A 15,685-nucleotide genomic window follows, 5' to 3' on the forward strand; every position below is an offset into this window, starting at 1 on the left:
CTAACAGGTAAATCATTAAATCATCTGGTTCAGGGCGAGCATCGGCTGCAGGATCGAGATCACGATGAACATCACCAGCCCCGCCATCACGGTAATGATCAGCGGCTGCATCACCGCCAGTGCGACGGTGAGCTGAGATTCAAACTCGCGATCCTGGTTGTCCGCAGCGCGGCCCAGCATGTTGTCCAGCTCGCCGGACTTCTCACCGGAGGCGATCATGTGCAGCATCATCGGCGGAAACAGCTTGGTCTGCTGCAGTGACGCCCGTAGTGAGGCCCCTTCCCGTACCTTGGTGGTGGCTTCGCTCACCGCCCCTTTCACCTTCAGGTTAAGCAACACGTCGGAGGCGATCTTCATCGCTTCCAGCATGGGCACACCGGAGGAGGTCAGGGTGCTCAAGGTCCGGGCAAAGCGCGCGGTGTTGAGGCCTCGGGAGACCTTGCCGATGATCGGCATGTTCAACAGGGCGCTGTGCCAGGACAGCTTGAAGGCCTTGTTGCGCAGCGCCTGACTGAACGCCAGAAACGCCAACGCAATGGCCACTAGGATATAGAGCCCGTAATCTTGGAGAAATTCCGAGGTGTCGATCAAGAACTGAGTGGTGGCCGGCAGGGATTCGCCCATGTGCTCAAATTGTGCCACCACGGTGGGTACCACAGAGGTCAGCAGGTAGATCACCACGCCGACGGAGACCAGGGTCAGGATCGCCGGATAGACCAGCGCCTGGATCAGCTTGGAGTTGAGCTCCTGGCGCCGTTCGGTGTAATCCGCCAAGCGTTCCAGCACCACCTCCAGGTGGCCGGATTTCTCGCCGGAGGCAACCATGGCCACGAACAGCTCATCGAACACCTGGGGGTAGTCGGCCATGGATTCGGCCAGGGAGTAACCCTCCACCACCTTGGCCCGCACCGCCATGATCATGCTCTTCAGGCGGGGCTGCTCGTTCTGTTCCGCCACCGCCTTGAGGCACTCCTCCAGCGGCAGGCCACCGGCCACCAGGGTGGCCAGCTGACGGGTGATCAGCGCCAGCTGGGTGGCGTTGATCTTGGGTTTAAACAGGTTCTGAAACAGCGACGGACCGCCGCTTTTCTTCTCCTGCTGCGCCGCCGGTTTAAGATCCAGCGGCATCAACTGCTTCTCTCTCAGCTGGGAGCGCGCCTGACGGGCGGTGTCCGCCTCGATGATCCCCTTAACCTGGCGACCGCGCCCATCCAGGGCCTGGTATTCAAACGCCGCCATTTACTCCTCCCGGGTCACCCGCATCACCTCTTCCAAGGTGGTCATGCCGGACAGCACCTTGCCGATGCCATCCTGGCGGATGGAGGGGGTGTGCTCGCGCAGGTAGCGTTCGATCGCCAGCTCGCCTTTGCCGCCGTGGATCAACTCGCGGATGGTGTCATCCACCTCGAGCAGCTCGTGGATGCCGGTCCGGCCCTTGTAGCCGGAGAAGTTACAGTGTTCACAGCCGCTGGCCTGGTAGATGGTGACCTCCTGGCCCTCTTCCAGCTCCAGCAACGCCTGTTCGCGCTCGTTGGGGCTGTGGGGCTGCTTGCAGTCGGGGCAGAGGGTCCGCACCAGGCGCTGGGCAACCACCCCCAACAGGGAGGAGGAAACCAGGAAGGGTTCAACCCCCATATCCTGCAGACGGGTAATGGCACCAGAAGCGGTGTTGGTGTGCAGGGTCGACATCACCAGGTGACCGGTGAGTGAGGCCTGGACGGCGATCTGGCCGGTTTCCAGGTCCCGGATCTCACCCACCATCACCACGTCCGGATCCTGACGCAGGATGGCGCGCAGGCCGCGGGCAAAGGTCATGTCGACCTTGGTGTTGACCTGGGTCTGGCCAATGCCTTCCAACTCGTATTCGATCGGGTCTTCCACCGTGAGGATATTGCGATCCCGACTGTTGATCTCAGTCAGGCCCGCGTACAGGGTGGTGGACTTACCGGAACCGGTGGGACCGGTAACCAGCAAGATGCCGTGGGGACGGCGAATAAGGTGTTGGAAGCGCTCACGGATCCGCTGGGACATGCCCAGCTGCTTGAGGTTGAGCACCGACTGGTTCTTATCCAGCAGACGCATCACCACCCGCTCACCGCGGGAGCTGGGCATGGTGGACACCCGCACGTCGACGGCACGACCGCCAATCCGCAGCGAGATACGACCATCCTGGGGCACCCGCTTCTCGGCGATGTCCAGCTTGGCCATTACCTTGATACGGGACACCAGCAGTGAGGCGATCTTGCGCTTCTGCTTGAGCACCTCGCGCAATACGCCATCCACCCGGAAGCGCACCACCAGGTCTTTCTCGTAGGTTTCCACGTGAATATCCGAGGCGCCCACCTTGATGGACTCCGACAGAAGGGCGTTGATCAAGCGAATGATCGGCGCGTCGTCGTCGGCATCGAGCAGGTCTTCGGTCTCCGGCAGTTCGTCCGCCAAAGAGGCCAGGTCATCGTCCTTGCCGATGTCCTCCATCAGCTGCTGAGCCTCTGAGGAGTCCTGCTGGTACAGCTCGGTCAGGCGCAGGTCAAAGGCGCTGCGATCCATCTGCATCAGTGGCAGAGGGTGACCCGCGTAACGGCGGGCCTCGTTCAGCGCGGCGATCCCCGCCTCGGCGATGTAGCACAGTACCGGGGGCTCGACGCTGTCGTCGATCATCACCCCCAGGCGGCGGGCAAAGGCGAAGGGCAACCGGTAACGGGTACTGGTCTCCTCCACCTCCTCCGGCTGGGTGAGCTCCTCGAGCTCCTCCGCCAGGGTTTCCGGGCTGTCGTTACTCATTCACCGGCTCCGGCATCTCTTCGTTGCCCAGCGCCTTATTCATCCAGGGCCGCTCTTCCCGCAGCGGGGTCGGCAGGTCGTCGCCGGACTGGTGGCGCTGCAGCAGATCGAAGATCTCCGGGCTCATGCCATCCGGTACCACCCACTCGTCCAGCACCGGTACGTCGGCATTGGGCATCAGGTTAATCCCGCGCTGCTGCTGTTTGAGCTGCTCACCGCGGAAGTAGTTGTACTTGCGGCCGGCGATGCCGGTCATGGTAGACCCATCACGGATAATGGTGGGCTTGATGAAGATCATCAGGTTGCGCTTGCTCTTACGGGAGCTGGTGGAGCTGAACAGGTGGCCAATCACCGGGATGTCACCCAGCAGCGGCACCTTGGACACACTCTCCTGCACGTCCTCGTTGAGCAGACCGCCGAGCACCACGGTCTCGCCGGAATCGGCCAGCACGGTGGTCTTCAGGGTACGCTTACCAAAGGTCACGTCCACGGCGGTACGGCCGTTAACGTTGGAGGTTTCCTGCTCGATCTGCAGCTGTACCGCGTTGCCCTCGTTGATCTGCGGAGTCACGGTCAGCTTGATACCCACCTCACGACGCTCAACGGTAGTGAAGGGGTTGTCGTTGTTGGAGCCGGAGGTGGAACCGGTGATCACCGGCACCTCATCACCCACCACGAAGCTGGCTTCCTGGTTGTCCAGGGTGGTGATGGAGGGAGTCGCCAGTACGTTGGAGTTGGAGTCCGACGCCACCGCCTGGATCAGGGCACCGAAGTCGCCGGAGGCGACGCCCCAGGCCATGCCGTTCACCTTGGCCAGCGCGGCGGCCAGGGTGGAGATGTCACCATCGATATCCGGGTTCTTGGTACAGCGCTGATCCTGGCCGATGCCCTCACACACCTCGGTACCTTCGGTGGGACGCGCGTCCCACACACCGGCACCGATCTCGCCGATGGTGGTGCCGAAGCCGGTGTTGTACTGGATCAGGCCGCCATCGAGGGAGCCGTACTGAACGCTGAAGCCAACCTCGTCACCTTCGGCGATCTCAACGATGATCGCCTCCACCAGCACCTGGGCACGGCGGATGTCGAGCTGACGGATCACGCTCTCCAATGTGGCCAGCTGGTCCGGCTGGGCGTTGATCACCAGCGCGTTGGACTCCACGTGGGCCATGATGGTGATCTCGTTGCTGCGGCGGCGCTGGGTCTGAGCAGCACCGCCCTCACCATCCTGCTGCAGGCTCTCGGAGAAGCCGGTCAGCACCTGCTGCAGATCCTCCGCCTTGGCGTACTTGAGGTAGATCACCTTGGTGTTGCCGGAGGTCTTCATCTCCTGGTCGAGCTGGCGCACCAGCTCGGCGGCCCGGGTGCGAGCCCGTTCGTCACCGCTGATCACCACGGAGTTGGTCCGCTCGTCCGCCACCACCTTGGGCACGGAACCGGCACCGGTGGCCGGCTGCTGGCCGCCACCGCGGTACAACGCGTCAATAATCCGCACCATCTCACCGGCGGAGGCGTATTGCAGCTGCACCACCTCCACCTTGGTGTCGCCCTGCAGGTCAACCCGCTTAACGATCTCCACCAACTTGTTCACCACCGCGGCGCGGCCGGTGATCATCAATACGTTGGAGGGGTCGTAGTTCACTACGTTACCGCCACGGGCGTTGTCGTTGAGCTGACGCAGCAGCGGGGCCAGCTGTTTGGCCTCCACGTTGTACAGCGGCACGATGCGGGTCACCATCTCATCGCCGGCGCCCGGCTCATCGTCGTCCGCTACACGGATATTGGAATCCTTGGCGTCCTTGTCCTTCACCACCTTGATGATGTTGGTGTCCGGCATCTCAACAATGGCGTAGCCATACACCTGAAGGACGCTGAGGAAGAACTGGTAATACTGGTCTTCATTGAGCAGATCGTAGCTACGAACGTTGATCTTGCCCCGCACTGTGGGGTCAACAATGATGGTCTTTTCCAGGTTCTTGCCAACGATGTTGATGAACTCCTGGATGTCCGTTCCTTTGAAGTTGGCGGCGTACTGGGTCGGTTCCTCCGCCACAGCGAAAGCGGCCACACCCGCTAACATCCCTGCTAAAACCTGGTTGCGCAACCAGGGCAGTCGGCGCTGCTTAGTAATCATTGTGCGTCCTTCGTCTCGAAGTAATTATTGGTTCGGCAGGGAGAACTGGACCTGGGTCAACTGCCCGTCCCGCTCCACCGTTACGGAGGCTTCTGTCAGCTCTTGTAATTCGGTCATCACTTGAGCCGCCTCCGCCAGATTTGTTAGGTCGTAGCCATTGATGGCCACCGCCAGATCGTTCGGCTTCAAGCCGGATCCGACAAAGAGTTCGCGCCCCTTGCGACCGGGGTTAAGGCGATAACCCGCCAGCCCGCCATCCTTGCGCACTGGAGAGATACTGATGTAATCGACGATGCTGCCCGGATCTTCCAGCAGGGCCTGGCGGGCCTCGGCCACCGCGGCACTGGCCTCTTCGCTGCGGGCCTGGGTCGGCGGCTGGCGCAGACGCTGGGTCTCGTTAGACATCTCGCGGGTGTACTCCACCCCATCGAGCATCAGGGTCTCGTAATTGCCCTGGTTGAGGATGATGGCACGGTCAGCATAGACCTCGTGCAGGCTGGCATTGGTGCCGGTGATCTTGTCGCCGATGCCGTACGTTTCCTGAGCGCCACTGCTTTCAATGATAGCGATGCCCCGCTCCTCCACCGAACTGGCTACCAGGCCGGTCAGCAGGATACGCAGCGTGGTCTTGGGGGCGTCGGTAATGAGGTCACGCTGGGGCTGGGCCACCTGCTGCTCACGTTCGTCCTGGGGGGCGGCGGTGCCGAATAGGGAGAGCTGAACCACAGGATCGATGGAGACCGATTGGCTCTGGCCGCCCTGACGCGCTTGCGGCTGCCAGGGCGTGGCGTCACTGGAGGGGTTGGGCAGCAACTGCCAGGTGATGAGGGCCGCCAAATACAGGGCGCACAGCACCAGCAGCACGGTTAACACCCGCGCCACCAGCGGCTGAGGGATCCTTGCCAGCGCTTGCTGGGCAGTCTGAGATAAATCCATCTGTAATATAAGGAACTTATTAAGCCCTGAGACCGGCGGAATTGACGGGCACAGTGGTAGTTATAGTACTGAAATCCTAACTTACGCTAATGCGAATCAACAAGCTAGCTGGCCACAGATTCGCCGGTTCATAGCGAAAAATGCGCAGCTATGCTAACGTTGCGCGCCCCAATATGATGTGAGGCTCGCCCCCCTTTTACCAAACTAGGTATTTTTTGTGTCAAAACAACGTTCAAACGAACAAAACGTCAACGGACCCCAGCAGGTTCGATTAGACAAGTGGCTGTGGGCGGCCCGCTTCTATAAGACCCGGGCCTTGGCCCAGGAGATGATCGCTGGCGGCAAGGTTCATGTGAACGGCCAGCGCACCAAACCCAGCCGCAAGGTGGAATGCGGCGCAACCCTGGTGCTGTGGCAGGGGTTTGATGAAAAGGAGATCGTGGTCGAGGGCCTCTCCGAAAAGCGGTTGAGCGCACCGCTGGCCCAGGCGCTGTATCGGGAAACCGAGCGCAGCCAGGCCAAGCGTGAAGAGCGCGCCGAACAGCGTCGGCTGCTGGCCGACGATGGCGGCGCCCGCCGACCGGACAAGAAGCAGCGACGCCAGCTGCTGAAGATCAAACACCAGGATGACTGAATACCATGACCCAATCTGACCTGTTACACCGGTACCTGTTCGATCAAGCGGACGTTCGTGGCCAACTGGTGCAGTTACAACAGAGCTACCAGCAGATGCTGGCCGATCACGACTACCCGGCGCCGGTGCGCCGCCTGCTGGGTGAGATGCTGGCGGCCACCGCCATGCTGACCGCCACCTTGAAGTTCGAGGGCGACATCGCCGCCCAGATCCAGGGCGACGGCCCGCTGCGCCTGCTGGCGATCAACGGCAGCCACGACAACGCCCTGCGCGGCGTTGCCCGCTTCGATGGCGAGGTACCCGAGGGCGAACTGCAGCAGCAGATCGGCAAGGGCCACCTGGTGATCACCATCACCCCCAGCGAAGGCGAGCGCTACCAGGGCATCGTCGCCCTGGACAAGCCCACCCTGTCCGCCTGCCTGGAGCAGTACTTTGCCCAGTCAGAACAGCTGCAGACCCGTCTGTGGCTGCATGCCGATGGTCAACAGGCCGCCGGCATGTTGCTGCAGCAGCTGCCTGCCAGCAACGTGGACGCCAGTGTCTCCTTCGAGCACCTCGAGGCCCTGACCGACACCATCAAGTGCGAAGAGCTGTTTGACCTGGACGCCCAGGATGTGCTCTACCGCCTCTACCACGAGGAATCGGTGCAGCTGTTTGAGCCCAGCGCCGTGGTGTTCCGCTGCAGCTGCTCCCGTGAGCGCAGCCTCAACGCCCTGGCCTCCATCGCCCAGGAAGAGCTGGACAGCATCCTGGAAGAGCAGGGCCACATCGAGATGCACTGCGACTACTGCAACAGCCGCTACCGCTTCGACGCGTTGGACATTGCCGCCGCCAAGAAAGGCAGCACCGACAGCAGCGCTGCCACCCACTAAGCGACACTGTCAGCTTGCCGATACGTTAAGGCTGCCCTTGGGCAGCCTTAATTTTTTGTGATAACGGTCACAACCATCCCGTCCCGCATCAGACTGATATACACTTCAGAGACCTAGCCCCATTCGCCTTGAATTGCAGAGCCTTAGGTATCGCCCCGTTCCCTGATAGCGCGATACCCCCAAAGGCCGCTCAAGGCGCTGGAGAAGCTGGGAAATACAGAGCCCGCCAGAGGCCAGCAATTTCCGACAAGGACCGAGGAGAAAAACATGGCAGAGAACCGCCAGGATCTGACCAGCAATCAACTGATCGAGGCCGCCATCCGCGGTGCCGAGGGGCGCTTAGCCGCCAACGGCGCCCTGGTGGTGGAAACCGGCCACCGCACCGGCCGCTCGCCGCAAGACCGCTTTATCGTCAAGGAAGCCAGCACCGAACACAGCATCGAGTGGGGCAAGATCAACCGCCCCTTCGAACCAGGCCATTTCGATGCGCTGTGGCAACGGGTAGAGGACTACCTGGCCAGCAAGCAGCCCTTCCTCTCCCACCTGGAGGTGGGCGCCGATCCTGAGCACTACCTGCCACTGGAGGTGCGCACCGAGACCGCCTGGCACCACCTGTTTGCCCGCAACCTGTTTATTGTGCCCGAGCAGTACAACCGGGCGGACAAGCCGGTGTGGCGTATCCTCAATGCCCCGGGCTTTGTCTGCGATCCCGACCGCGATGGCACCCACTCAGACGGCGCGGTGATCATCAACTTTGCCGAGCGCAAGGTGCTGCTGGCGGGGATGCGCTACGCCGGTGAGATGAAGAAGGCGATGTTCTCGGTGCAGAACTACCTGCTGCCGGCCAAGGGGGTATTGCCGATGCACTGCTCCGCCAACGTTGGCAGCGATGGCGACACCACCCTGTTCTTCGGCCTGTCCGGTACCGGTAAGACCACCCTCTCCGCCGATCCCAAGCGGGCGTTGATTGGCGATGATGAGCATGGCTGGGCCCCGGGCGGGGTGTTCAATATCGAGGGCGGCTGCTACGCCAAGTGCATCGACCTGTCGCGCAAGAACGAGCCGGTGATCTGGGACGCCATCCGCTTCGGTGCGGTGCTGGAAAACGTGGTGCTGGATGACCAGGCCCAACCGGATTACACCGACAGCAGCCTGACCCAGAACAGCCGGGCGGCTTACCCGCTGGAGCACATCGAGCGGCGGGTCGAGGTCAACCGCGGCGCCGAGCCCAATGCCGTGGTGTTCCTTACCTGCGACGTCTCCGGCGTGCTGCCGCCGGTGGCCAAGTTGTCCAAGGAAGCTGCGGCCTACCACTTCCTGTCCGGCTACACCGCCAAGGTGGGCAGCACCGAGATCGGCTCCACCGCCGCCATCGAGTCCACCTTCAGCACCTGCTTCGGCGCCCCGTTCTTCCCCCGCCCTGCCAGCGTCTATGCCGAGCTGCTGATGGAGCGGATCGAGGCGTTTGGCAGCCAGGTTTACCTGGTCAACACCGGCTGGACCGGTGGCCCCTTTGGTGAAGGACACCGCTTTGATATCCCCACCACCCGGGCGATCATCGATGCCATCGTCTCCGGCGAGCTGGCCGAGGTGGAGACCGAGCATCTGCCGATGCTCAACCTGGCGGTGCCCAAGGCGATCCCCGGGGTCGACCCGGCGCTGCTCAATCCCAAGCAGACCTGGACCGATCCCGCCCAGTACGATCAGTACGCCCGCCAGCTGGCCAGCGAGTTCCAGCAGAACTTCGCCAAGTACAGCGTGTCTGAGGCGATCATCCAGGCCGGCCCCAAGGGCTAGCCTGTTGCCTCCAGGCCAGCAAAAAGCCGCTCAGTGAGCGGCTTTTTTGTTCTATCAGGATGAGGTTAGTGAAGCCGACAATGATCGGGTTACTCCGCTTCCTCCCGGGGCAACCGCACCTTCACCTCCAGCCCACCCTGGCGACGATTGGCCACATGGATCTCGCCGCTGTGGCGGTCGATGATGCGCTTAACGATGGCCAGCCCCAAACCGGAACCGGCGCCACCGCGGGCCTTGTCACCCTGGCGGAAGGGCTCAAACATCTGCCGTAGCTGCTTGAGCGGGATCCCCTCGCCGTTGTCTTCCACCTTGAACCAGACCCAGCCTTCCTCCACCCCGGAGCTGATCCGGACCCAGCCCTTGCCGTAGCGCAGCGCATTCTCCACCAGGTTGTTGATCACCCGCTTGATCGCCACCGGCTGCAGCCGCACCGGCTCGCTCTGGCCCAGCTCGGTGAGGATCTCGGCCCGGCGTACCTCCTCCTGCTGCGCCACCTCCTCCAGCAGCTGGTTCAACGCCACCGGGCTGGTTTCCTCATCCTCGTGGCCGCGGATAAAGGCGATGAACTGGTCGATGATGGCGTTCATGTCGTCGATGTCGTGCTCGATGCCTTCTTTGAGGAAGGCATCCTGCTCGCTCATCATCTCCGCCGCCAGGCGGATCCGGGTCAAGGGGGTGCGCAAGTCGTGGGACACCCCCGCCAGCAGCAGGTTGCGATCCGACTCCAGCTCTGCCATCGAGGCGGACATCTGGTTAAACGCCTTGGTCACCTCCATCACCTCGGCGGAGCCGGACAGCTGCAGCGGTTTGGGGAAGCGTCCCCGCGACACCGCCAACGCGGCCCGCTGCAACCGCCGCAATGGCCGCGACTGCATCCGGGCGAACCACCAGCCGCCAGTAATGGAGAGCGCGCCGATCACCAGCAGGTAGACGGTCAGTGGGGAGACAAAGGAATCATCGAAGCTAGACAGCGGCACCCGGATCCAGACCTGGGGTGCCTGGGGCGGTCGGATCCAGACCCGGTAGTGGGTGCCGGTGGTGAGGCGCACCTCGGCCGGGCCACCGAGGTAGTCGCTCATCTGATCGGACAGCAAACGGTAGTAGGTGGCCTCCGCCAGGCCCGCCTGCAGTGCCTCCTTCTCGGTGAAGGCTTCCATATGGGGATCGGTGCTGAGCTTGGACTGCAGCGCATCCAGCGGAGTCAGCCGTTCGATGTCCAGCTGCAGATCGCGAAATACCAGATCTACCTGGCGTGCCAGCAACTGGACGATCTGCTGGGTGGAGGGCTTGACCACGTAGACCGCCACCGAGAGGTAGGAGACCAGCTGGTTGATCAGCAGCAGACAGCCGATCAGCAGCACGGTCTGACCGAAGTTACTGCGAGGCAGCAACCCCCAGCGCACTAGCGCGGTGCTCCGTCCGGTACAAACACGTAGCCCAGGCCCCACACCGTCTGGATATAGCGCGGGCTGGAGGGATCGTCCTCGATCAACCGACGCAGACGGGAGACCTGAACGTCGATGGAGCGCTCCAGCGCACTGTAATCCCGGCCCCGGGCCTGGTTCATCAGCTTGTCGCGGCTCATCGGCTCACGGGGGTTGGAGACCAGCACCTTGAGCACGGCAAATTCGCCGGAGGTGAGCGGGATCAGATCTTCACCCTTGAACATCTCCCGGGTGGCCAGGTTGAGCCGGTGCTCGCCGAACACCACCTGCTCCTCGCTCTGGGACGGGGCGCCGGGCACCTCCGCCGGACGACGACGCAGCACCGCCCGAATGCGGGCCAGCAGCTCGCGGGGATTAAACGGCTTGGGCAGGTAGTCGTCGGCCCCCAACTCCAGGCCGATGATGCGATCCACCTCGTCGCCCTTGGCGGTCAGCATTACGATGGGGATGGGGTTTTCCTTCTCCCGTAGCCGTCGGCAAATGGAGAGGCCATCCTCCCCCGGCAGCATCAGATCCAGCACCAGCAGGTGGAAGTTCTCCCGCTCCAGGTGGCGATCCATCTGTTCGGCATTGGCCGCCGATCGCACCTGGAAGCCCTGCTCAACCAGGTAGCGCTCCAGCAAGCCACGCAGGCGCACGTCGTCGTCCACGACCAATACCTTGGTAGTCTCCTGTTCCATCAATCCCGTCCTCTGCCGTCGTCCTGTCACTCATTCTATGTCAGAGTGGCCACGAAAAAAGCCCAATGCAGGGCTAAAAGTCCATGATTATGTTGTGAATTGTTTCAGTCTTCGAAGGGCTGATACTGGATCTGGTTGACGTACCAGAGCTGCTCTCCCGCCGGGGTCCGTACCACCACCTCGTCGTCCACCGCCTTACCCAGCATCGCCCGGGCCAGCGGCGAGTCGATGCTAATCTTGCCCTCGGCCACGTTGAACTCGTCCGGACCCACCAACTGGTAGCGCTGGGTTTCACCCTGCTCCGACTCCAGTTCCAGCCAGGCGCCAAAGAACGCCTTGCCCTCCTGGCGCGGGTCCGGCTCCACCACCCGCAGCACCTCCATCCGCTTGGACAGGAAACGCACCCGCCGGTCGATCTCCCGCAACCGCTTCTTACCGTAGATGTACTCGGCGTTCTCGCTGCGATCCCCCAAGGCTGCGGCGTCCGACACCGCCTGGGTTACCCGGGGACGCTCCTCCTTCCAGAGAAACTTCAATTCCGCTTCCAGGGCATTCCAGCCGTCTTTTGTTATCAGATTCGCTTTTTTCATTCACCGATGACCCTGTCATTCCACCGCGACACCTGTGCTAAGGTGTCGTGCAATTTCCCGTTTGTAGCCCTTGGAGGCCCAGAGCACCATATAGATTGAGATTTAAGCGCCAGCGGGGGCGGCTAAAAAACGCCAACTCGTTGCTGTGACTGTTCGAAAGAGGGCCACTCTTCCTTCACAGTCACGCCTGGATTGAACGCTTTTTAGCAAGCTCTGGCGCTCGATACTCAATCTATATGGTGCTCAAAGCAAGTATATGGAACAGATCGCTAATACCATCGCTCGAGAATTGGGCGTTCGTGCCCAACAGGTCCAGGCCGCCGTCACCCTGCTGGACGAAGGCTCCACCGTCCCCTTCATCGCCCGTTACCGTAAAGAGGTTACCGGCATGCTGGATGATACCCAGCTGCGTACCCTGGAAAGCCGCCTGGGCTACCTGCGCGAGCTGGAGGACCGTCGCGCCAGCATCCTTGGCAGCATCGAGGAGCAGGGCAAGCTCAGCGACGAGCTCAAGGCCAAGCTGCTGGCCGTCTCCACCAAGACCGAACTGGAAGACCTCTACCTGCCCTACAAGCCCAAGCGGCGCACCAAGGGCCAGATCGCCATCGAGGCCGGTCTGGAGCCACTGGCGGACAAGCTGCTGGCCAACCCCGGTCTGACCCCGGAAAGCGAGGCGGAGGGCTTCTTCAACGCCGAGGCGGGCTTTGCCGACAGTAAGGCCACCCTGGACGGTGCCCGCGCCATCCTGATGGAGCGCTTTGCCGAGGACGCCGCGGTACTGACCACCGTCCGTACCCACATGAAGCAGCATGCCCAGCTCAAGGCCAGCGTGGTGGCCGGTGCCGAGAGCACCGGGGCCAAGTTCTCCGACTACTTCGATCACAACGAGCCCTGGTCCAAGGCCCCCTCCCACCGGGTGCTGGCGATGCTGCGCGGCCGTAACGAGGGCGTGTTGAGCCTCAGCCTGGATGCGGATCCGGATCGGGAAGAGGGGGATCGCTCCTCCGTCTGCGAAACCCTGATCGCCCAGCAGGTCGGTATCGAAAACCAGGGCCGCCCCGGTGACCGCTGGCTGCAGCAGGTGTGCCAGTGGACCTGGCGGGTCAAGCTCTCGCTGGCGATGGAGACCGAGCTGATCGGTGATCTGCGCGAACGCGCCGAGGCCGACGCCATTAAGGTGTTCGCCGAGAACCTGTCGGATCTGCTGATGGCCGCCCCGGCCGGCATGCGCCCCACCCTGGCGCTGGATCCCGGCCTGCGCACCGGCACCAAGGTGGCGGTGATCGACGCCACCGGCAAGCTGGTGGCCACCGACACCGTCTACCCCCACGCCCCGCAAAACCAGTGGGATCGCACCCTGGCCACCCTGGCTAAGCTCGTCCAGGCCCACGACGTGGAGCTGATTGCCGTGGGTAACGGCACCGCCTCCCGGGAGACCGACAAGCTGGCCGGTGAGCTGATCAAGGCACTGAACGCCGCCGGCAAGGCCAAACCCGGCCTGACCAAGGTGATGGTGTCCGAAGCCGGCGCGTCGGTGTATTCCGCCTCCGAGCTGGCAGCCCAGGAGTTTCCGGATCTGGACGTGTCGATCCGCGGTGCCGTTTCCATCGGCCGCCGCCTGCAGGACCCGATGGCGGAGCTGGTCAAGATCGACCCCAAATCCATCGGGGTAGGCCAGTACCAGCACGACGTCAGCCAGACCCAACTGGCCCGCTCGCTGGATGCGGTGGTAGAGGACTGCGTCAACGGTGTCGGTGTGGATCTCAACCTGGCTTCGGCGCCGCTGCTGACCCGGGTCGCCGGCCTGACCCGCACCCTGGCCCAGAACATCGTCAATTTCCGCGATGCCGAAGGACGCTTCACCAGCCGCAAGCAACTGCTCAAGGTGGCCCGCCTGGGGCCCAAGGCCTATGAGCAGTGCGCCGGCTTCCTGCGCATCCGTGAAGGCGACAACCCGCTGGACGGCTCCGGGGTGCACCCAGAGGCCTACCCGGTGGTGGAGAAGATCAGCGCCCATACCGGTGTGGCCATCGAAGATCTCATTGGTAACAGCGGCGTGCTCAAGTCCGTCGACGCCAAACAGTTCACCGATGAACGATTCGGCCTGCCCACCGTCAACGACATTCTCAAGGAGCTGGACAAGCCTGGCCGAGATCCCCGCGGCCAGTTCGAGACCGCCCAGTTTGCCGACGGGGTGGAGAAGATCACCGATCTCGAGCCGGACATGGTTCTGGAAGGGGTGATCACCAACGTGACCCACTTCGGTGCCTTCGTCGATATCGGCGTTAAGCAGGACGGCCTGGTGCACATCAGTGCCCTGTCCAACAAGTTTGTGGAGGATCCCCGCTCGGTGGTGAAGGCCGGGGATGTGGTCAAGGTGAAGGTGATGGAGGTGGACGTCCCCCGTAACCGCATCGGCCTGTCCATGCGCCTGACCGACAAGGCCAGCGAGGTGGCAGAACAGAAAGCCGCCCCGCGGGGTGAACGCCGCGGTGACCGCGCCAGCCAGCGTCGCGAGTTTACTGGCGAGCGCCAGGGTCAGCGCAATGGCGGCCGCGGCAACAGCCAGGGTGGCGGCATGGGCGGTGCCTTCGCCGACGCCTTTGCCAACGCCAAAAAGCGGCGTTAAGCAACGTCGCTAAGCCGCACAGCTAAATCACCTCCAGAAACAGCAAAGGCCGCCCATCAGGGCGGCCTTTTTTGTTGGCACAATCGTGTATACGGCTTATTGCCAATCGGCCTCGTCCCAGGACTCATTATCCCAGTTCAGATCCCGCCCGGTGCTGGGGGGCAACTCGATGGGCGGCGTCGGAGCCGCACCCTCGCTGCCCTCTTGGCTGTCATTACACGCCGTCAGGCCCAGGGCCGCCAGCAGAAGCAACAGGTTTACCCGTTTCATAGGCCAGCCCCTTACTCAGTGATGGCCGAGTGGTAGTACACCTGGTAGCCCGCCAGCAGGGCCGCCTCGATCTCATCCTGGCTCGGCATCTGGCTGGGCTTCAGTCGGTAATCGCCACCGCCATCACGAGGCAGGCTGACCTCACCCAGCTCAAAGCGCACGGCGTTGCTCACTATCGGGCGGTAGTCGCCATCGCGACGGACGGTCAGTTCCGTCTCGGTGTAAAAGGTGGCTACCACCTGCTCACTGTCACTCCAGTCGTAATCGATACGGAAGGTGTTATCCAGTCGGGTGGGATAGCCGCAAAAATCGATGTCCTTGGAGTAGCCCGCCACATCGCTCACCATCAGGTCGTGACGCTGGCCCCGGCTGGCCACCGGCTCCAGCGGAATCCACAGCTGCAGAGTGGCCTGCTCACCTGCCGCGCCGGAGAGGGTAAAGGCACTGAGTTGGAACGGCACCCCACCAAAGGCATCGATATTGCCGATCTCGTGGGACGGGTGGCACAACAGGTCTCCCTGGGGGAACAGGGTGTCCGCCAGCAAGGTCACCTGCTGCTGCAGTTCAGCGACAAAGGCATCGAGACTTTGCACCTGCTCATCCACGCCGACGACTTGGGTGCTCAACACGCCATGCTGGCTAGCCAGGTGGGAAAAGTTGGTGTTTACCTCGGCGGCCTTGGCGGCCTGTCCGGCCTCAAACACGTGGGGGACATCGGCCTGGGCCAGGGGGGAGAGTGCCAACAGGGCGGTCATCAACAGGGAGGGTTTCATCGACAGGTCCTCATAACTCCGGGTTGCCGACACTCCTGCTTTGGCACCACCGGGCGCAAGGGTAGCCCGTCCTAAGCCACCGTTCATTCGTGGCCACAGGGTGCAGCGAATAATAATTGACCGCAAAACAAGCAGGTGAGT

The 15,685-nt window shown here is 62.6% G+C and carries 13 protein-coding genes; 4 read left to right on the top strand and 9 right to left on the bottom strand.

From position 1 onward, the window contains the following. Positions 1 to 15: 15 nt before the first annotated feature. Genes gspF through gspC form a run of 4 tightly spaced genes read right to left on the bottom strand, consistent with a single transcriptional unit; the run spans position 16 to position 5,854 of the window. Complete coding sequence (gene gspF, locus BUC04_RS20565; RefSeq protein WP_067661527.1) at positions 16 to 1,239, bottom strand: type II secretion system inner membrane protein GspF; 1,224 nt, start codon at positions 1,237 to 1,239, stop codon at positions 16 to 18. Further along, positions 1,240 to 2,784, bottom strand: a complete 1,545-nt coding sequence (gene gspE / locus BUC04_RS20570) for a type II secretion system ATPase GspE (RefSeq protein WP_067661525.1) — start codon at positions 2,782 to 2,784, stop codon at positions 1,240 to 1,242. Next, entirely contained in the window at positions 2,777 to 4,918 is a 2,142-nt protein-coding gene (gene gspD, locus BUC04_RS20575; protein WP_067661523.1) for a type II secretion system secretin GspD, read from the bottom strand. Before gspD ends, gspE begins: the two co-directional genes overlap by 8 nt. Positions 4,919 to 4,942: 24 nt before the next feature. After that, positions 4,943 to 5,854: a type II secretion system protein GspC gene (gspC, locus tag BUC04_RS20580; protein ID WP_067661520.1), complete on the bottom strand. Its 912-nt coding sequence runs from the start codon at positions 5,852 to 5,854 to the stop codon at positions 4,943 to 4,945. Positions 5,855 to 6,071: 217 nt separating this feature from the next. Between gspC and hslR the strand changes: the two genes are divergently transcribed. The 3 genes from hslR to BUC04_RS20595 all read left to right on the top strand — a co-directional run bounded on the left by hslR (position 6,072) and on the right by BUC04_RS20595 (position 9,157). After that, positions 6,072 to 6,488, top strand: coding sequence for a ribosome-associated heat shock protein Hsp15 (hslR, locus tag BUC04_RS20585; protein ID WP_067661518.1), 417 nt, complete (start codon positions 6,072 to 6,074; stop codon positions 6,486 to 6,488). Between the two features lie 5 nt (positions 6,489 to 6,493). Continuing rightward, entirely contained in the window at positions 6,494 to 7,360 is an 867-nt protein-coding gene (hslO, locus tag BUC04_RS20590; RefSeq protein WP_067661516.1) for an Hsp33 family molecular chaperone HslO, read from the top strand. Positions 7,361 to 7,627: 267 nt separating this feature from the next. Further along, positions 7,628 to 9,157 carry a phosphoenolpyruvate carboxykinase gene (locus BUC04_RS20595; RefSeq protein ID WP_067661514.1) on the top strand — a complete coding sequence of 510 codons (1,530 nt, stop codon included), beginning with the start codon at positions 7,628 to 7,630 and terminating at the stop codon, positions 9,155 to 9,157. An 89-nt stretch (positions 9,158 to 9,246) separates the two neighbouring features. Here the strand turns inward: BUC04_RS20595 and envZ are convergent, their stop codons facing one another. The 3 genes from envZ to greB form a co-directional block, all read right to left on the bottom strand. Beyond that, complete coding sequence (gene envZ, locus BUC04_RS20600) at positions 9,247 to 10,560, bottom strand: two-component system sensor histidine kinase EnvZ (RefSeq protein ID WP_067661512.1); 1,314 nt, start codon at positions 10,558 to 10,560, stop codon at positions 9,247 to 9,249. Further along, positions 10,560 to 11,282 carry an osmolarity response regulator transcription factor OmpR gene (ompR, locus tag BUC04_RS20605; protein WP_067661510.1) on the bottom strand — a complete coding sequence of 241 codons (723 nt, stop codon included), beginning with the start codon at positions 11,280 to 11,282 and terminating at the stop codon, positions 10,560 to 10,562. Before ompR ends, envZ begins: the two co-directional genes overlap by 1 nt. A gap of 104 nt (positions 11,283 to 11,386) precedes the next feature. After that, a complete protein-coding gene (gene greB, locus BUC04_RS20610; RefSeq protein WP_067661508.1) occupies positions 11,387 to 11,872 on the bottom strand; it encodes a transcription elongation factor GreB in 486 nt (161 codons plus the stop codon). A gap of 256 nt (positions 11,873 to 12,128) precedes the next feature. Between greB and BUC04_RS20615 the strand changes: the two genes are divergently transcribed. Next, complete coding sequence (locus tag BUC04_RS20615) at positions 12,129 to 14,501, top strand: Tex family protein (protein ID WP_067661506.1); 2,373 nt, start codon at positions 12,129 to 12,131, stop codon at positions 14,499 to 14,501. Between the two features lie 96 nt (positions 14,502 to 14,597). Here BUC04_RS20615 and BUC04_RS24040 read toward each other — a convergent pair whose 3' ends face one another. Together BUC04_RS24040 and BUC04_RS20620 are read right to left on the bottom strand one after the other, a co-directional pair. Beyond that, complete coding sequence (locus tag BUC04_RS24040; RefSeq protein ID WP_156480017.1) at positions 14,598 to 14,771, bottom strand: lipoprotein; 174 nt, start codon at positions 14,769 to 14,771, stop codon at positions 14,598 to 14,600. Positions 14,772 to 14,782: 11 nt separating this feature from the next. Next, positions 14,783 to 15,544, bottom strand: a complete 762-nt coding sequence (locus tag BUC04_RS20620; RefSeq protein ID WP_067661504.1) for a hypothetical protein — start codon at positions 15,542 to 15,544, stop codon at positions 14,783 to 14,785. Between the last annotated feature and the right edge of the window lie 141 nt (positions 15,545 to 15,685).

It is taken from the genome of Ferrimonas marina (assembly GCF_900129905.1).
Lineage (GTDB): Bacteria > Pseudomonadota > Gammaproteobacteria > Enterobacterales > Shewanellaceae > Ferrimonas > Ferrimonas marina.